The 17,776-nt window shown below is 72.8% G+C and carries 15 protein-coding genes; 9 read left to right on the top strand and 6 right to left on the bottom strand.

What is annotated here, in order from left to right; all coding sequences use genetic code 11:
* Window positions 1-103 precede the first annotated feature (103 nt).
* Together ACFTXQ_RS20135 and ACFTXQ_RS20130 are read left to right on the top strand one after the other, a co-directional pair.
* Window positions 104-2,002, top strand: a complete 1,899-nt coding sequence (locus ACFTXQ_RS20135) for an AMP-dependent synthetase/ligase (RefSeq protein ID WP_382642542.1) — start codon at window positions 104-106, stop codon at window positions 2,000-2,002.
* 441 nt (window positions 2,003-2,443) lie between these two features.
* Window positions 2,444-3,820 carry an alpha/beta hydrolase gene (locus ACFTXQ_RS20130; RefSeq protein ID WP_382642541.1) on the top strand — a complete coding sequence of 459 codons (1,377 nt, stop codon included), beginning with the start codon at window positions 2,444-2,446 and terminating at the stop codon, window positions 3,818-3,820.
* 16 nt (window positions 3,821-3,836) lie between these two features.
* On the opposite strand, the gene ACFTXQ_RS20125 is transcribed toward ACFTXQ_RS20130, so the two are convergent.
* Both ACFTXQ_RS20125 and ACFTXQ_RS20120 read right to left on the bottom strand, forming a co-directional pair.
* Window positions 3,837-4,976, bottom strand: coding sequence for a lipase family protein (locus tag ACFTXQ_RS20125; RefSeq protein WP_382642539.1), 1,140 nt, complete (start codon window positions 4,974-4,976; stop codon window positions 3,837-3,839).
* 244 nt (window positions 4,977-5,220) lie between these two features.
* Window positions 5,221-6,231, bottom strand: coding sequence for an AraC family transcriptional regulator (locus tag ACFTXQ_RS20120; RefSeq protein WP_382642537.1), 1,011 nt, complete (start codon window positions 6,229-6,231; stop codon window positions 5,221-5,223).
* 141 nt (window positions 6,232-6,372) lie between these two features.
* Here ACFTXQ_RS20120 and ACFTXQ_RS20115 point away from each other — a divergent pair, with 141 nt between their 5' ends.
* A complete protein-coding gene (locus ACFTXQ_RS20115; RefSeq protein WP_382642535.1) occupies window positions 6,373-8,115 on the top strand; it encodes an AMP-dependent synthetase/ligase in 1,743 nt (580 codons plus the stop codon).
* On the opposite strand, the gene ACFTXQ_RS20110 is transcribed toward ACFTXQ_RS20115, so the two are convergent.
* Together ACFTXQ_RS20110 and ACFTXQ_RS20105 are read right to left on the bottom strand one after the other, a co-directional pair.
* On the bottom strand, window positions 8,105-8,341 hold the full coding sequence (locus ACFTXQ_RS20110) for a DUF397 domain-containing protein (RefSeq protein ID WP_382642533.1): 237 nt from the start codon (window positions 8,339-8,341) through the stop codon (window positions 8,105-8,107). The two genes, ACFTXQ_RS20115 and ACFTXQ_RS20110, sit on opposite strands and share 11 nt — an antisense overlap.
* On the bottom strand, window positions 8,338-9,210 hold the full coding sequence (locus ACFTXQ_RS20105; protein WP_382642531.1) for a Scr1 family TA system antitoxin-like transcriptional regulator: 873 nt from the start codon (window positions 9,208-9,210) through the stop codon (window positions 8,338-8,340). Before ACFTXQ_RS20105 ends, ACFTXQ_RS20110 begins: the two co-directional genes overlap by 4 nt.
* A gap of 118 nt (window positions 9,211-9,328) precedes the next feature.
* On the opposite strand from ACFTXQ_RS20105, the gene ACFTXQ_RS20100 reads away from it, so the two are divergent.
* The 5 genes from ACFTXQ_RS20100 to ACFTXQ_RS20080 all read left to right on the top strand — a co-directional run bounded on the left by ACFTXQ_RS20100 (window position 9,329) and on the right by ACFTXQ_RS20080 (window position 13,303).
* Complete coding sequence (locus ACFTXQ_RS20100) at window positions 9,329-9,796, top strand: ATP-binding protein (protein WP_382642529.1); 468 nt, start codon at window positions 9,329-9,331, stop codon at window positions 9,794-9,796.
* Between the two features lie 92 nt (window positions 9,797-9,888).
* The gene (locus tag ACFTXQ_RS20095) at window positions 9,889-10,548 is read left to right on the top strand and encodes a hypothetical protein (protein ID WP_382642527.1); all 660 of its coding nucleotides are present in this window, start codon (window positions 9,889-9,891) and stop codon (window positions 10,546-10,548) included.
* A 148-nt stretch (window positions 10,549-10,696) separates the two neighbouring features.
* Window positions 10,697-11,356 (top strand): hypothetical protein, encoded by a 660-nt coding sequence (locus tag ACFTXQ_RS20090; RefSeq protein WP_382642525.1) that lies wholly within the window; start codon window positions 10,697-10,699, stop codon window positions 11,354-11,356.
* A 237-nt stretch (window positions 11,357-11,593) separates the two neighbouring features.
* Window positions 11,594-12,250, top strand: coding sequence for a hypothetical protein (locus ACFTXQ_RS20085; RefSeq protein ID WP_382642523.1), 657 nt, complete (start codon window positions 11,594-11,596; stop codon window positions 12,248-12,250).
* Window positions 12,251-12,325: 75 nt separating this feature from the next.
* Window positions 12,326-13,303 carry a transaldolase family protein gene (locus ACFTXQ_RS20080; RefSeq protein ID WP_382642521.1) on the top strand — a complete coding sequence of 326 codons (978 nt, stop codon included), beginning with the start codon at window positions 12,326-12,328 and terminating at the stop codon, window positions 13,301-13,303.
* A gap of 16 nt (window positions 13,304-13,319) precedes the next feature.
* On the opposite strand, the gene ACFTXQ_RS20075 is transcribed toward ACFTXQ_RS20080, so the two are convergent.
* Window positions 13,320-14,408: a Kelch repeat-containing protein gene (locus tag ACFTXQ_RS20075; protein WP_382642519.1), complete on the bottom strand. Its 1,089-nt coding sequence runs from the start codon at window positions 14,406-14,408 to the stop codon at window positions 13,320-13,322.
* Complete coding sequence (locus tag ACFTXQ_RS20070) at window positions 14,405-15,685, bottom strand: Kelch repeat-containing protein (RefSeq protein ID WP_382642517.1); 1,281 nt, start codon at window positions 15,683-15,685, stop codon at window positions 14,405-14,407. Before ACFTXQ_RS20070 ends, ACFTXQ_RS20075 begins: the two co-directional genes overlap by 4 nt.
* A gap of 341 nt (window positions 15,686-16,026) precedes the next feature.
* Between ACFTXQ_RS20070 and ACFTXQ_RS20065 the strand changes: the two genes are divergently transcribed.
* On the top strand, window positions 16,027-17,715 hold the full coding sequence (locus ACFTXQ_RS20065) for a lytic transglycosylase domain-containing protein (RefSeq protein ID WP_382642515.1): 1,689 nt from the start codon (window positions 16,027-16,029) through the stop codon (window positions 17,713-17,715).
* The last annotated feature ends 61 nt before the right edge of the window (window positions 17,716-17,776 follow it).

Raw genomic sequence — 17,776 nt, 5'->3', positions numbered from 1 at the left:
GCGTGGAGCGTGCGTGAAGAAGGGCTCCGGGGGGTGTTCAGGAGCGGCCACCGGTCCGTAGATTACCAGCGGTAACACTGCGTCCAAGCGAGGAGAGTGCGCCGTGGCAGCCGAATCGAGCCTGGTCAAGGCCACGAAGCCCGGGAAGCCCGCCGCGGTCGAGCCCGTCAAGACCGTGATCGACGGGCGCGTGCGCGAGGTACGGACACCCGCGCTGGCGGCGCTGCCGGGCAGGGGCTCCCTCGGGGACATCCCCTTCGACAACGCCCGCCAGGCCCCCGGCGAGCCCGTACTCGCCCGCAAGGAGCGCGACGGGTCCTGGCGCGACGTCACGGCCGCCGAGTTCGCGGCGGAGGTGCTCGCCGTCGCCAAGGGGCTCATCGCCGAGGGGCTGCGCGAGGGGGACCGGCTGGCGATCATGGCGCGGACCACCTACGAGTGGACCCTGCTGGACTTCGCCGGATGGGCCGCAGGCCTCGTCACCGTGCCCATCTACCCGACCTCCTCCGCGCTCCAGGCACGCTGGATCATCCACGACTCCGGCGCCGTCGCCTGCGCCGTCGAGGACACCGTGCAGGCCCGCCTCATCAGCGCGGAGCGGGTCAACCTGCCCTGGCTGGCACACCTGTGGGAGTTCGACACGGGCGCGGTGGCCCGGCTGGCCAAGGCCGGGGAGCACCTGCCCGACGCGGTGGTCCACCAGCGGCTCGCCGCCCGTACGCCGGAAACCGTCGCGACCCTGATCTACACCTCGGGCACCACCGGACAGCCCAAGGGGTGCGTGATCACCCACGCCAACTTCTTCGCCGAGGTCGACAACGCGGTGGAGCTGCTGCACCCCGTCTTCAAGTCGGTGAGCAAGGACCCGGCGTCCACGCTGCTCTTCCTGCCGCTGTCGCACGTGTTCGGGCGGATGGTGGCCGTCGGCTGCATGCGGGCCCGCGTCAAGCTCGGACACGCGCCGAGCATCCGTACCGAGGACCTCCTCGCCGACCTCGCAGGCTTCCGGCCGACGTTCCTCCTCGCCATCCCCTACGTCCTGGAGAAGGTCTACAACACCGGCCGCGCCACCGCCGAGACGATGGGCCGGGCCTCCTCCTTCGACCGGGCCGCCCGCATCGCCCGGCGCATCGGCGAGTGCGCCCCGGGCAAGCGGCCGGGGCTCGGGCTGCGGGCCGCGCGGGCGCTGTACGAACCGCTCGTCTACCGCCGGATCCGGGCCGCGCTCGGCGGCCGCGTCCGGTACATCCTCAGCGGCGGATCCCCGCTGGGGCGGCGGCTCGCCGCGTTCTACACCGGCGCTGGCATCGAGGTCTTCGAGGGCTACGGGCTCACGGAGACGACCGGCGCCAGCACCGTGACCCCGCCGCAGCGGCCCCGCCTCGGCACGGTGGGCTGGCCGCTCCCGGGCACGGCCGTACGGATCGCCGACGACGGGGAGGTGCTGCTGGGCGGGCGGCACGTCTTCGCGGGCTACTGGAACACGGCGCAGGCCGTCCCGCCGGGCGGCTGGCTGGCCACCGGCGACATCGGGGAGCTCGACGCCGACGGCTACCTCACCATCACCGGCCGCAAGAAGGACCTGATCATCACCTCCGGCGGCAAGAACGTGGCTCCGGCCCCGCTGGAGGACTGGCTGCGGGCCCACCCGCTGGTCGGGCAGTGCATGGTGGTCGGCGACAACCGGCCGTACATCACGGCGCTGATCACCCTGGAACCGGACGGGCTGGCGCACTGGCGGGCGATGCACAGGAAGACCGGGGTGCCGATGAGGGAGCTGGTGGGGGACGAGTCGCTGCGCGCCGAGTTGCAGCGGGCCGTGGACGAGGCGAACCGGCTGGTGTCACGGGCGGAGTCGATCCGGCGGTTCGTCGTCCTCCCGGGCGACTTCACGGAGGCCCGGGGTCACCTGACCCCGTCCCTGAAACTGAAGCGGGCCGCCATCCTGCGCGACTACGCCCCCGAAATAGACACCCTCTACCGCGGCCCCCGCGAACCCTGACCGGCCCGGGCCGCTGCGCGGAGCCGGTCCCCCACCCCGCCCCTTCCCGAAACCGGGGCTTGCGACCCCGGCCGCCGCTTCCGGGGCTCCGCCCCCGGACCCCCGCGCCTCAAACGCCGGCGGGGCTATCTATAGCCCCTCCGGCGTTTGAGGAGCGGGGTCTGGGGCGGAGCCCCAGGGAACGGTGGAAGGGCGGGTAGGGGACAAGCCCCGCAGGGCTCGGCAGCGGCCGGACGGGCGGGGGCCGCGGGGCGCGCTTATGGTGGGTGGACGGTTCGGGGGTCGCCCGAGGAGCGTGTCGTGGCCCGTACCCATCGATTCGGGGGGATCGGGGCCGCCTGCCTCGTGGCTCTGACGGCGCTCGGCGCCGCACCCGCCCCCGCACCCCCACCCGCACCCCGCCCCGCAGGGATCCACTGGGGCCCCTGCCCAGAGGCGCCGGTGCCCGCGGCAATGCGCTGCGGCACCCTCCCCGTGCCCCTCGACCACGCCGCCCCCGCCAAGGGAACCGTCACCCTCGCCCTCGCCCGCATCCCCGCCACCGACCCCCACCGGCGCCTCGGCTCCCTCCTCCTGAACTTCGGCGGCCCCGGCGCCCCCGGCATAGCGGGCCTCGCCGCCGACCCCACCCTCTTCGCCGACCTCGGCGAGCGCTACGACCTCGTCGCCTTCGACCCCCGCGGGGTCGGCCACAGCGATCCGATCTCCTGCGCCGGCCCCTCGGAGGGCGGCGCCGGCCAGGGCGACGGCGCCGCCGCCCAGCTCGCCGCCCTCCGCGCCGCCGTCAAGCGCTGCGAACGCGCCTCCGGGCCCGTCCTCCCGTACGTCGGCACCGTGAACGTCTCCCGCGACATGGACCTGCTGCGCCAGGCCCTGGGCGACCGCAAGCTCAACTACCTCGGCTTCTCCTACGGGACCCGGCTCGGCGCCGTGTACGCCGCCCAGTTCCCCGACACGACGGGCCGCATGGTCCTCGACGGCGTCGACACCCTCACCGAGCCGCTCGCCGAGCAGGCCCTCGTATCGGCGCGCGGGCAGCAGCGGGCGCTGGACAACTTCCTGGCCTGGTGCACCCACCGGCCGACGGGCTGCGTCTACGGGACGAACACCCGCAGCGCCCGGGAGAAGGTCGACGCCCTGGTGGCGCGGCTCGACGAGGAGCCCCTGATCGGCGACGACGGCTCGTACGTGACGGGGCAGGACGCCGTCGCGGCCATCGGCAGCGCCCTGTACGCGAAGAGCACGTGGCCCGATCTCGCGGAGGCGCTGAAGATGGCCGAAGAGCGGCACGACCCGGTGGGGCTGCTCCAGCTCGGCGGCCCGACCGGAGACGGCACCGGCCCCGCCGGCACCGGCCCCGGCCGTGTGCCCGCCGACAACGGGGCCGCCGCCCTCGCCGCCGTGAACTGCGCGGACGATCCGGACCGGTCCATCGAGAAGGCCTCCCCGGCGGCGATCAAGGAGGAACTGGCCGGTTTGCGGGACGAGTTCCTCAAGGCCTCGCCGATCTTCGGGCCGCGCCAGCTGATGACGGTCCTCGCCTGCTACGGGCGCCCCGCCGGCAGCGACTTCATCCGCAGGATCGACCACCCGGGCGCCCCGCGGATGATGCTGGTCGGTACCCGCGGCGACCCGGCGACCCCGTACGAGTGGACGGAGGAGACCGCCGAGCGGCTCGGCTCGGCGGTCATCGTGGACTACAAGGGCGACGGGCACACCGGCTACGCCGCCTCGCCCTGCGTGCGCGCGTACGTGGACGGCTTCCTCATCGACGGGCGGCTGCCCGGCGGGACTCGGGCCTGTCCCGCCGGGGAGTGAGGGAGCGGGCGGCTGGCTAGCAGTTGGGGTGCGTGGGGCGGCCGGCGAAGCGGTCCGCGAGCCAGTTCCCGGCCGCCAGGGAGTGGGTGATCACGCCGCTGACGTGTTCGCCGACCCAGATGGTGTCGAACTCGACGTCCGCGCCCTTCCCGCACCACTCGGAGCGCAGTTGCCGTCCGACCCCGTACGGGATCAACTCGTCGCCGAGCGCGTGGTACTGGTGCACCGGCGCGGCCGGGGCGGTCCGGCCGAGCCGGCTCTGGTTCAGCCGGGCCTGCCAGTCGGGCTGGGCGAGCGGGTCGCGGGTGGTGAGGTCGGAGATCCGCTTGAAGGAGCCGCCGATGGCGTCGATGGCGACGCAGTTCTCCTTCATCCCGGCAACCAGGGCCTTGCCGGCCGGGTTGAGGTAGGAGTCCAGCTTCAGCTCGGGAAAGGCCGCGTCCTGGCCGGCGGCCGCCATGAAGATGAGGCCGGAGCCGTAGGAGCCGTTGTTGAACTCGGCCACCTTCATCAGGTCGGCGGGCACGCCGCCGGTCGCGGTGCCCTTGACCTTCAGCTCGGGGGCGTACGAGCCCTGCAGCTCGGCGGCCCAGCTCGCCGCCTGGCCGCCCTGGGAGTAGCCCATGATGCCGACGGGCGTGTCCGCCGCGAGCCCGGCCTCCGGCAGGCGGGTGGCGGCGCGGGCGGCGTCGAGCATGGCGTGACCGGCGGAGGGGCCGACGGTGTAGGTGTGCACGCCCGGGGTGCCGAGGCCCTCGTAGTCGGTGACGACCACGGCCCAGCCGCGCAGGGTGAGCTGCTGGATGAGGTTGGCCTCCATGGCGGTGCCGTACGGGAGGTTGTTGCTCGGCGCGCAGGAGTCGCCCATGCCGACGGTGCCGACGGCGTAGGTGACGAGGGGGCGGGGGCCGGTGCGGCCGTCCTGGGGGACGATGACGGTGCCGGAGACGGTGTTGGGGGCGCCGTCGGCGGTGGTGGAGCGGTAGTGGATCTTCCAGGCCTTGGTGTTGGTGGGCTGGCCGGGGAGGGGGTGGAAGGCGGAGGGGGCACTGCTGACGATGTCGCCGGGCCCGGCCTCGTCCGCCCGCGCGGCGGAGACGGGGACCCAGGCGGCGAAGACCAGGGCGGCGGCGAGGGCGGTGCTGCGGATGCGCATGGGCGGCTCTCCCAAGAACGGTCCGTGTGGGGGTGGGTGACCCGAAGGTAGTGACCGACCGGTAGGGAGGTCGCTGACCGCGCAGCTCACCTTTCCTGGCCGGGCGCGGCAGGGTCCCGTGCCGCACCCGGGGCCGGCTCCGGTCTCGTAGCCGCGCCCGCGTGCCCGGGCGGGCACATCCAGCCTCGCCGGCGTTTGAGGCGCGGGGTCTGGGGCGGAGCCCCAGGGGCCCCGCCGGGGTGGGCTAACCCGCCGACGCGCCGCGGTACGCGCCCGGGGTGGTGCCCGTCCAGCGGCGGAAGGCGCGGTGGAAGGCCGTGTCCTCCGAGAAGCCGAGGCGGGTTGCCAGGTCCGCGATCGGTTCGGCGCTCTCCGCGAGGCCCGCGATGGCCGCGTCGCGGCGGACGTGGTCCTTCAGTTGCTGGAAGGAGGTGCCCTCCTGCTGGAGCCTGCGGCGGAGGGTCGCGGGGGACACCGCCAGCAGGCCCGCCACCTCCCCGAGCGCCGGCAGGCGCGGTGTGGTGCGCAGGCGCTGGGTCAGGGTGCGGCGGACCTGTTCCGCGACCGTGGTCCCGTACTCCGGCCGGGACAGCAGGTCGAAGGGGGCGCGGCGCAGCATCGCGTCGAGCGCGGCCTCGTCCCGTACGAGCGGAGCCGTCAGCCACCGCGCGTCGAAGGCCGCGCCGGTCACCGCCTCACCGAAGCGGACCGGGCAGTCGAAGAGCGGGGCGTACTCGTCCTCGTGCGGCGGCGGAGGGTAGGAGAAGGCGGCGTGGGTGAGGGGGATGCGGCGGCCGATCAGCCAGCTGCTCAGGCGGTGCCAGATCGCCAGCACGCATTCCGTGAGGAAACGTTCCTCGTCGCGGGCGAAGTCATTGCGGACCGTGAAGCGGGCCTCGGAGCCGGACACCTCCAGCCCCAGCTCCGGGCCGCCCGGGAACAGGCCGTAGAAGGCGGCCGCCCGCCGCGTCGCCGCGCCCAGGTCGCGGCAGCCGAGCGAGGCGTGGCACATCATCGCGAAGGTCCCGGGGCGGCTCGGGACCGCGCCCAGGCCGAGGAACTCGTCCTGCGTGACCCGGTACAGCGCCCGGAAGAGCCGCGCGAACTGCGCCGGTGTGACCCGGGCCCGGTCGTCGCCCAGCAGCAGCGGCGGGATCTGCGCCTCCTGGAGCAGCGGCACGGTGTCGATCCCGCTCCCGCGGGCCCCCGCGAGCACGGCACGCACGTGGTGCACGGTGACCGTCCGCCTCCCCATGGGTCAAGACGGTAGCCCTCCGCGCCGCCGCGCGATACGGGTATGAGCGCTGCGGCCAGCCCGGCTGACGCTTCCGGTCATGCCGCCCGGCCGCGCGGCCTGCCTAGCGTCGGGAGTCACCAACTCCCGGGAGGGCATGCGATGGACATCGACGCTCGGCCGAGCACGCTGGCGCGGTTCACCCAGTGGACCGAGGAGCGGTACGGGACGGAAACGGCCCTCCGCTTCCGGGAGCCCGGCGGCAGCGACCGCTGGGAGACCCGGACGTACGCCGAGCTCGCCGCGGAGGTACGGGCCGTCGGGCGGGCGCTGCTCGGGCTGGGGGTCGCCGCCGGGGAGCGGGTGGCGGTACTGGCCGAGACCCGGCCGCAGTGGACGTACACGCACTTCGGGGTGCTGGCGGCCGGCGCGGTCCTCGTGCCCGTCTACCCGACGGCGGGCGACGAGGAGGTCGCCTGGGTGCTGTCCGACTCGGAGGCGGTGGCCGTGGTGTGCGACGACGCGGCGCAGGCGGCCCGGGTCGAGGCGCTGCGGGCGAAGCTGCCCGCGCTGCGGGCGGTGGTCCTGATGGACGGGCTGCCGGCCCTGCCCGACCCGGCCCCGGAGGCCGAACTCCTCGCCCGGGCGGCGGCCGTCACCCCGGCCGAGGACGCGTCGATCGTCTACACCTCGGGGACCACGGGCCTGCCGAAGGGCTGCCGCCTCACCCACGGCAACCTGGGCGCCATCCAGGACGCGACCCTCCCGCTGATCAGCGGCGGCCCGGGCGACTCCACGTACCTCTACCTCCCGCTCGCGCACCTGCTGGCGCAGCTGATCCAGTTCACGACCCTGCTGGAGGGCGGGGAGCTCTGCTATTTCGGGGGCCGGATCGAGGACGTGCTCGCGGAACTGGGCACCGTACGACCCACCCATCTGCCCTCGGTGCCGCGCCTGTTCGAGAAGCTGCACTCGGTGGTGCTCACGCTGGCCGAGGCGGGGGAGGGCGGCCGCGAGCGCTTCGAGGAGGCCGTACGGCTGGGCGTGCTGGCAGCGGAGGGACGGCTGCCGGAATCCCGGCGGGAGGAGTACGAGACCGCGGACAAGGCCCTCTACTCCCTGGTCAGGGGAGCGTTCGGGGGCCGGCTGAAGTGGGCGCTGACCGGCGGCGCCCCCATCGCCCCGGCGACCCTGGACTTCCTGCGGGCCTGCGGGATCTCGGTGTTCGAGGGCTACGGGATGACCGAGTCGGGCGGGGTCATCTCCCTCAACCACCCCGGGGCGGTCCGCTACGGCACGGTCGGCCGCCCCATCGACGGCTGCGAGGTGCGGATCGCGGAGGACGGGGAGGTGCTGGCCCGCGGCCCGATGGTCTTCCCCGGCTACCACGCGAACCCGTCCGCGACGGCCGAAGCCCTCGACCCCGAGGGCTGGCTGCACACGGGCGACCTGGGCGAGCTGGACGCCGACGGCTACCTCACCATCACCGGCCGCAAGAAGGAGCTGATCATCACCTCGGCCGGGAAGAACATCACCCCGACCGAGGTCGAGTTCGCCGTCCAGCGCTCCCGCTACGTCTCCCGCGCGGTCCTCATCGGCGACCGCCGCCCGCACCCGGTGGCCCTGATCACCCTGGACGCGGAGGAGATCACGGCCTGGGCGGCGCGCGAGGGCCTCGACCCGGGGCCGATCCCCGCCGACCACCCGGCGGTCCGCGCCCTGGTCGAGACGGCGGTGACGGAGGCCAACGAGTCGGTCTCCCGCCCGGCCCGGATCCGTGCGTTCCGGATCCTGGCCGAGGACTTCACCATCGACGCGGGCACGCTGACCCCGACCCTGAAGCTGCGCCGCCGAGCGGTCGCGGAGCGGTACGCGGCCGAGATCGAGGCCCTGTTCAGCCGGTGATTCCGCCGAGGAACGCACTCCAGGTGGCGGGGGCCACCGCCAGCTCGGGACCGGCCGTCACCTTGGAGTCGCGGACGTGGATGGTGGTGGGGCAGGTGGCTACCTCGACGCAGTTGCCGCCCTCCCCGTCGCTGTAGGTCGACTTCCGCCAGGCGTAGGCCACTTCGATACAGTTGCCGCCCTCACCGGTGCTGTAGCTGCTCTTGAACCAGGCCAGGGTGTTCATCGTGTTTCTCCCAGCGTCTTCTCGATCAGGGCGAGGGACTCGTCTGGCGCGAGCGCCTGTGCCCGGATGATCCCACAGCGATCGGCCATGATGCGGACCTGATCAGGGTCGGTGATCAGATGCGGACGGCCGTACATCTCGTAGTACGCGATCTGCTGGCGGCCCTTGGGGTGGAGAAGGGTGAAGGCTCCGTCCATCGCCGCATGAGCACCGCGCGCGTATGGCATCACTTGGAGTTCCACCGTGCGCAACCGGCCAATGTGCAGGAAGCGTTGGAGCTGCTCTTGGTGAATGTCGGGTCCGCCGACCTGCCGTTCCAGCAGGTTCTGGTCGAGGATAAAGCTGAAGGTGGGTGACGGCCAGCGTTCGAAGATCTGCTGGCGGGAGAGCCGGTCCTGGACCCGCTTCTCGATCGTGGCCTCGTCTAGCAGTGGGCGGCGCTGGGCGAAGATTTCCCGCGCATGGCGTTCCGTCTGCAACAGGCCCGGGACTGCCTGGTACCCATACTCATGCAAGGCCTGGGACGCAGCCTCCGCCGTGGCGTAATCCCGGAACCAGTCCGGATGTCGGGTCCGTACCTTCTTCAGGGCCTCCTTGACGTCCGGGATCGCCACCAGCAGGAGCCCCCGCGCTCCGAGCACCTTGTCCGCCCGCTCCAGCAGGTCCGGCTGCGGAATCCGTACGCCCCGCTCAATGGCGCCGATCAGGTCCTCGCTGACGTTGAGGCGGGCCGCCAGTTCCTTCTGGGACATCCCCGCGGCCTCGCGCAGGAGCTTGATCTGTTTGCGCAGGGTGTGGAAGAGGTGAGCCGTCCCGTCCGCCTCCACCGGGCGCTCGGGTCGTTCTTCGCGGTCTGACAGGTCGTTCATACGGTGAACCGCCCTCGTCCGTACAAGCCGTACACGCACACGTCGGCATCCCTACAGCGGATCCGCGTCACGCCGGGACTACTGGAAAGCGTACGGCGGGCCGACCACGCTCGGTGAGGTGACGACCGAATTGAGTGACATGGCACTGGACTTCAGTCAGCGCTTCAGCTCGACGCCCCGGGGCGCCCGCCTCGCCCGCCGGCTGGCGCAGGCGCAGCTGGACCTGTGGGGGGTGCCGTACGGCTGCGAGCTGTCCGACGACGTCGTGCTCGTCGTCGCCGAACTGGCCGCCAATGCCGTGCTGCACGGGCGGGTGGCCGGGCGGGACTTCGAGCTGCGGATGGCGTACGACGGGCGGCGGACGGTGCGGGTGATGGTGAGCGACACCTGCGGGGACAAGGCGCCGATGGACGCGCCCGCCCCGGCCCTCGCGGAGGGCGGGCGCGGGCTGACGGTCGTACGGGAGCTGGTGCGCGAGTGGGGGGTGGCGCCGAGGGTGCCGGGCAAGACGGTGTGGGCCGAGGTGACGGCCCGGGCGGCGACCAGCGGGGTGAACGCGTCCGCTGATGCCGGGGCGAACGGGTGAAGTGGCCACGGCATGGCGGAGGAACGGTGCGCGCAGTGTGTTGCGGTACTGGCAGGAGTCCCTCTCGAACCACCCGACAGGAGAAGCCGACCATGTTCAGGCACACGCTGAGGCGCCGGATGTCCGCCCTCGGGGCCGTCCTCGGACTGACCATTGCCCTGCCGCTGACCACCGGGGCCACCCCGGCATACGCCGCGGCCGAGCTGCACGTGACGAAGTCCCACACGGGGAGCTTCGTCCGGGGCGGGCAGGTGGTCTACCACATCGTGGTCAGCAACACCGGCTCGCCGACCACCGGGACGGTGACCATCACAGACAACTATCCGCAGGGACTCACGTTCGCCGACGGCGCGGTCAACCCGAACCCGACCGACGGCGTCAGCGGTCCGTGCCCGGTCCCGGTTACCTCGGAGACAGGGTTCGTCTGCGAGCTGAACTTCGTCGCCAACTCGTCCTGGACGTTCGATGTCACCCTGGACATCGCCTCTGACGCGCCCTGCGGCGCCGTCACCAACACAGTCACCGTCAGTGCACCTGCCGACGACATCCAGACCTCGGCGAGCGACAACGCGACCATCACCGGCGCCGGCTGCGGTGACGGCAACGGCAATGGAGGCGGCGGCACCTCGATCCTCCCCGTCAACCTGAGCGGGGTCGTCACGCTGTTCAACAACATCAGCACGAACAACAACCTGCTCAGCCCCGGCGCGACGAACACCACCCACCAGAGCCTCGGGATCAACGCGCCCTGACGGCCTTCCCTGGGGCGACCAGCGGGGTGAACGCATCCCTTGATGCCGGGGCGAACGGGTGAAGCGGGCACGGCATGCCGTGATGACGCCGTGAGCGGGGCGTTGCGGTACTGCCAGGAATCCCTGGCGAACCACCACCCGACAGGAGATGCCGACCATGTTCATGCACACGCTGAGGCGACGGATGTCCGCCCTCACGGCTGTCCTCGGACTGAGCATTGCCCTGCCGCTCACCAGCGGTGCCACCCCGGCATACGCCGTGGCCAACCTGCACGTGACGAAGTCCCACACGGGGAACTTCGTCCGGGGCGGGCAGGGGACCTACCACATCACGATCAGCAACACCGGCGATCCGACCGCCGACGAGGTGATCGTCAGGGATGACTTTCCACAGGGGCTCACTTTGAACGGAGGAGTCATTGTTCAGGGCTTCCCGACCACTGGCGTCGCCTTCAGCTGCCCGGTGCAGGAGGAGACAGGAATCGTCTGCTCGGTCCTCTTCGACGCCAACACGGCCGTGACCATCGACCTCACCTTGGATGTTGCTGCTGACGCTCCCTGCGGCGTCGTCCCCAACACCGTCACCGCCAGTGAGCAGGCAGAAGGCATCCTGGTCTCGGCGAGTGACCCCACGACCGTCACTGGCACCGGCTGCTCCGACGGCGACGGAGACGGCGGCACGTCGATCCTTCCCGTCACCCTCAACGGGGTCGTCACGCCGTTCAACAACATCAGCACGAACAACAACCTGCTCAGCCCCGGGGCGACGAACACCACCCGCCAGAACCTCGGGATCAACGCACCCTGACGGTTGGCCCCATGTCCAAGCCGGGCTCCAGGGATTGGGGGGGCCATCGCCGCCACGGCGACGGGGCCGGCGCCACTGCCGGTCCCGGGGGTGACTGACCGTCGGGGTGAATGCCCGTCCAGGTGTCGGGGCGAACGGGTGAAGCGGGCACCGCACGCCGTGCTGACGCAGCGCGCGGGGCGTTGCGGTAGTGCCAGGAGTCTCTGGCGAACCACCACCCGACAGGAGAAGCCGACTATGTTCCTGCACACGCTGAGGCGACGGTTGTCCGCCCTCGGAGCCGTCCTCGGGCTGAGCATTGCCCTGCCGCTCGCCACCGGCGCCACCCCCGCGCATGCCGTGGCGAACCTGCACGTGACGAAGTCCCACACGGGGAACTTCGTCCGGGGCGGGCAGGGGGTCTACCACATCGTGATGAGCAACACCGGCACGGCGACCACAGGTCCGGTGACCATCTCGGACAACTATCCGCAGGGACTCACGCTCAATTCGATCGTCGACCACGTCTTTCCGACCGGCGGCAGCTCTGCTGTGTGTGACCCCCCGTTGTTCGGGGAGACAGGGTTCGTCTGCGTGGCCACCTTCGCCGCCAACTCGGCCGTGACGCTCGACATCACCCTGGACGTCGCCCCCGACGCTCCCTGCGGCGTCGTCACCAACACCATCACCGTCAGCGAGCCCGCCGAAAGCATCCTGACCTCGGCGAGTGACCCCACCACCATCACCGGCAACGGCTGCGGCAACGGTGATGGAGGCGACGGCGACACCTCGATCCTCCCCGTCAACGTCGACGGTGTCGTCACAGCCTTCAACAACACCAGCACGAACAACAACCTGCTCAGCCCCGGCGGGACGAACACCACCAACCAGAACCTCGGGATCAACGCGCCCTGACGGCCGGGCCGCCGACCTGACATTGACGCGTATCGGTCCTGTGACCCGGCGGTGGCGCGACCTACGCTCGGCCCCATGTTGAGCCGACTGGCCCTGGGGCTGCTGAAACAGTTGGCGTCGGAGGGTGTGTCGCCCTGGCTGGCCGACGTCAGCGGGGTGGCGCTCCTCGCCGGGCCGCAGGCCGATCCCATGGCCGTGGACGCGGCGTACCTCCAGGGTGTCGTGGCCCCCGTCGCCTCGTCGGCGGCCGTTCGCCGGTCCTGCGACGCGCTGCGGGACGTCTTTCACGCCAGCGAGGGCGTCCACGGGCGGGTGTCGGTGCCCGTGGACCCGCGCTACGCCGATGATGCGCAGGCCCTGATCGAGGCGGCCCGTTCGGGACGGAGCGAGGTGGGCCGGGCGAACGTGCTGATGCGCATTCCCGCGACGGCGGCCGGTCTCGTCGCCCTGGAGGAGTGCCTGTCGATCGGCATCTGCGTGGACGCGGACCTGATCTTCTCGGTCGAGCGGTACCAGGAGGTGCTGGACGCCGTACTCCGCGGTCTGGAGCGGGCGTTCATGGCCGGACTGCCCCTCGTCGGGATCGTGGCCACGGCCTCGGTGCCGGTGGGACTGCTCGACGCGGAGGTGAACGCGCGCCTCGCGGCACTGCCCGTACGGGGCATGCAGGCGGCCGCGGCCCACGGTACGGCGGCCCTGGCGGTGGCCCGGCAGATCTACCGGGTCCGCGAGCAGCGGCTCGGGGGCAGCTGGTGGCGGGTCCTGCGCGCGGCGGGGGCCATGCCCCCGGGGCTGTTGTGGACGGCGGCGGGGCCCCGGCACGTGGGCGCGCTCATCGGATGGAACACGGCGCAGGCCGCCGCGCCCGAGGTGTTCGAGACGGCGGCAAGGCAGGTGTCGCTGAGGGGCGACACGCTGCTGAACGCGCACGCGGAGGGGCGGGGGGCGCTGGACGCCCTGGAAGCGCTCGGAGTCAGCATGGCGGACGTGGCCGCGGTGCTGGAGGCGGGCGCACTGGCCCGCCTCCAGCGTGACTGGGTGCTCGGCACCTGAGCCGCACGCGGCCCGGTCAGCCGCGGGGCGCCTCCTCGGGCCGGGCGGGCGGGTGCTCGATCGCGAAGGCCTCGGTGATCCCCGTGGTCGGGCCGGTGCTGCCGCCGACGGCGTACACGCAGGTGCTGTGCCTGTTCTTGGGGCAGTGCGCCGCGGCCGAGCCCAGGCCCAGGCGCGGCGCGGGGAGCGCCGGCAGGGTCACCCAGACGTCCGACACCGGGATGTAGGCCTCGTACGTGCCCATGAACGCGGTGGCGACGGAGGTGCCGCCCACGGTGTGGACGCAGCCGTCGCCGATGCCCTCGGGGCAGGGGGCGGTCGCCGTGCCGAAGGCCGCGCGGGGCGTCGGGATGTCGGCGACGTACTGCCATTGGTCGCGGGCGGGGTCGTACGCCTCCACCGAGGCGGGGTTGCCGTTGACGTTGCCGCTGATGGCGTACACGCACGTGCGGCGGTGGCCCTCCCCGGGGCAGGGTGCGGCCGCGCCGCCGTGGCCCGCGCGGGCGGACTGCAGGGGGGCGAGCGTGGCCCAGGTGCCGGTGGCGGGGCTGAAGGCCTCCACCGTGGGGAGGGTGGCGCCGGCGCCGCCTCCGAAGACGTACACGCAGGATCCCTTGAGGCCCGCCCGGTCGGGGCAGGGCGCCGTCGCTGCCGCCGCCTGGCCGCGTTTGGTCGGCAGGGCCTTCACGGTGAGCCAGGTGCCGGTCTCGGTGCTGTACGCCTCGACATCGTTCAGGGCCGGCGCGCCGCCGGGCCCGAAGCCGCCGAGGGCGTAGACGCAGTCGCCCGCCACCCCGCCGGGGCACGGCGCCGTCGTGGCGGCGACGTGGGAGCGGCGCACCTTCGGGGGTTTGAGGGTGACCCAGACACCGGAGGCGGGGCTGTACGCCTCCAGCTTGTTGAAGGCGGGATCCCCGCCGTCGACGGCGTACACGCAGGTGCCGCGCAGCCCTTGCGGGCACGTGGCGGCCGCGGTCCCCAGCAGGGTCCGCGCCGTCGGCATGGTCGGGGCCGTCACCCACACCCCCTGCGCGGCCGCCGACGTGGCGGTCGCCAGGACCAGCAGGGGGATCAGGGGCAGGGCGCCGAGCCGGCGCCAGTTCACCGGACGCCTCCGGGCACGCCGGCCGGGAGGACCTCGGCCGGTTCCGCCGGGGACACGGGTGCGGCGGCGGGCTCGGCGGCGGGCTCCGCGGCCGCGGCGGGCTCCGCGGCGGGCTTCGGCTTTGGCTTTGGCTTCTGCTCGTCGCGCCTGCCTTCGATCGAGAAGGCCTCGGCGGTCGCGGAGGGCGCGCCGTCGTTGCCGCCCGCGGCGTACACGCAGTCGTTGTGCTTGTTCCTGGGGCAGCGAGCCGTGGCCGCGGCCAGGGTCCGGCGTGCCGTGGGGAGCGTGGGGAGCGTCACCCACGCGTCGGTGACGGGGGTGTAGGCCTCGAAGGTGTTCAAGAGGCTGCTGGTGCCGTTCTCACCGCCCACGGCGTAGACGCAGCCGTCGGTGATGCCCTCGGGGCAGTGGGCCGCCGCCGCGCCGAAGTTGGCGCGATTGGTCGGAATGTCGGCCGCGAACGACCATGCGTCGAGGTCGGGGTGGTACGCCTCCACCGAGCGGATGTTGCCGCGGACCGCACCGCTGATGGCGTACACGCACGTGCGGCGGTGGCCCTCCCCGGGGCAGGGCGCCGCCGCGCCGCCGTGGGCGTAGCGGGCCAGCTGGAGGCTGTGCACGGTGGCCCAGGTGTTGGTGGCCGGGCTGTACGCCTCCACCGTGCCGAGGGTGCTGCCGTTGAAGCCTCCGAAGACGTACACGCAGGTCCCCCGGAGCCCGAGCCCGTCGGGGCAGGGTGCCGTGGCCGCCGCTGCCTGCCCGCGCCTGGTCAGCAGGGGCTTCAGGGTCAGCCAGGCGTTGGTCTTCGTGCTGTACGCCTCCACGGAGTCCAGGGCCGCACCGGAAGTGCCGTAGCCGCCGAGGGCGTACACGCAGTCGCCCTCCACCCCGCCCGGGCAGGGGGCGGTCGTGGCCGCGGCCTGGTAGCGGGCGACCCTCAGGGGCGGCAGCGTGGACCAGGTGCCCGCGGCGGGGCTGTAGGCCTCGAACGTGGTGCGGCCCTCGACGGACTCCGGTTCCGTGTTCTCGCCGCCGATGACGTACACGCAGGTTCCGCGCAGCCCCTCCGGACACTTCGCGGCCGCACCCGCCACCTTGTCGCGCGCGGTCGGCATGTCCGGCGCCGTCACCCACACCCCCTGGGCGGCCGCCGACGTGGCGGTCGACAGGGCGAGCAGGCCGGCCAGGGCCATGACCGCGAGCCGGCGCCGGCCGCCCGGGCGCCTGGTCCGACCCGGCGGGGGCTCCCACGACCCGATACGCGGAATGCGCCTCATGGGCACCTCTCTTCAGGCATGCCGGGACGAGGGCCGCCGCGGCTGGAATGGGGCATTCCGAAGCTACATACGGTCATGTGAGGGCCGCTCATCGTGGCGGCTGAATGTACGAATGCCGTACTCGGGGCGCGCGGGTGTCTTTTCGGGCAAGAGGGACGGGCCGGGACGGGCCGGGACGGGCCGTGTCCGTTCGGCCGGAGACCCGGGTGAAGTCGAGACGAATGGTGCGTCACATCTGTCGGGCGGACGGCAAGTCGCATCCGAATACCTGATAGACAGTGGATATTCACGGCCCGACCGGCCGCATGCCTTTGAACGGCTCCTGGGGGGATCGCCGCACTGTGAAGCCGCTTCACCGTCACCTCGTCAGCACCTCGCGCAAGGTCCTGTGCACGGCCGCCCTCGCGGCCAGCCTGACCACCGCCGCGGTCGTGACCAATCCGTCGACCGCCGGCGCGGGGGAGTCCGAACCGACCCCGGACAGCCCGCAGGCCACCGACCGCGGTGACGCCCGGCTGGACCTGCCCGGCGAGGTCGCCGACCCGCCGGCCACCGGGGCCACCGTCCCGGAGGGCGCCAGCGGCATACCCGGGACCGCCCTCGACGCCTACAAGCGAGCCGAGTTGTCGGTGGCCGCCGCGCTCCCCAACTGCAGACTGCCCTGGCAGCTGCTCGCGGGCATAGGCCGGGTCGAGTCCGTCCACGCCTCGGGCTACGGGCTCAAGGCCGACGGCTCCACCGAGAAGCCGATCCGCGGCCCCCGCCTCGACGGGAACGGCTTCGCCGAGATCCGCGACACCGACAAGGGCGAGTGGGACGCGGACACCGAGTACGACCGGGCCATCGGCCCGCTCCAGTTCATCCCCTCCACCTGGCGGACCTGGGGCGCCGACGGCAACGGTGACGGCAAGCGGGACCCGAACAACATCTACGACGCGGCGCTGGGCGCGGGCCTCTACCTGTGCGCGGGCGACCGGGACCTGTCGGTCGGGGCCAAGCTCGACGCGGCGATCCTCAGCTACAACAACTCGCGCGAGTACGTGAACACCGTGCTCGGCTACATGCGGCAGTACCAGGCCGGTGTCACCGAGGTGCCGAACCCGCCGGCGGGCAACTACCCGACCCAGCCGCCGGGGAACCTGCCGACCCCGCAGCCCCAGCCGCAGACCCAGCGGCCCACCCCCACGCCCACCCCGACGCCGACTCCCAAGCCGACGCCGACCCCCACCCCGACGCCCACCCCGACGCCGACCCCGACCCCGACGCCGGCCCCGCGCCTGTCCGACCTGACGCTGCTCGGCGGCGCCGGGCTCACGGCCGAGACCGGAGCGGACTTCGCCGAGACCCCGAAGGTCAAGGCGGTCCTGAGCGACGGCAAGCCCGCCGTCGGGCAGGAGGTCGTCTTCACGGTCGAGGAGGACACCACCGGCGGGACCGGCTTCGGGAAGCCCTCGGCGCAGTCCGTGGAGAAGTCCGTGGCGGTCAAGACGGGCGCCGACGGCACCGCGGCCGCGCCCGGGCTCAAGGCGGGCCCCCAGGGCGGCACCTTCACCCTGCGCATCTCGGCGTACGACAAGACCGGCGGCTTCACGCTCAACGTCAGCGGCAAGGTCACCGCCAAGCCGGTCGCGGACAAGCTGGCCCGCCCGGACGGCGCGCAGCCGCTGTCGGCGGCCGCCGGTACGAGCATCAAGGGCGTCGAGGTCCTCGCCACGGCCGGCGGCAAGGCCGTCGAGGGCACGGAGACCGTCGCCGAGCTCGTCGTCCAGGACAAGGACGGCAAGTGGGTCCCGGTGGACCCGGCGACCGCGAAGGCCCCGTACTTCAAGGACGCGGACGGCAAGAAGGTCTTCACCCTCCCGCTGCCCAAGACGGCCGCCGACGGGAAGATCGTCCTGCCGGAGCTCTTCACCGACGCGGACCTCCCGCCGGGCACGTACTCGCTCCGCCTGACCACCCCCCAGAAGGTCACCCTGACCCTGGAAATCAAGATCACCGCCACCCTGGAAACCACCCCGGCGAAGCCGTAGGGCTCCCGCCGGGCGGGAGCCCGCCCACGCAACGCAGGCCGCCCCGGCACCGTGTCAACGG

Origin of the sequence: Streptomyces sp. NPDC057010 (assembly GCF_042673805.1) — a bacterium.
Taxonomy (GTDB): domain Bacteria; phylum Actinomycetota; class Actinomycetes; order Streptomycetales; family Streptomycetaceae; genus Streptomyces.
This window is presented reverse-complemented; position numbering and strand designations above follow the sequence as displayed.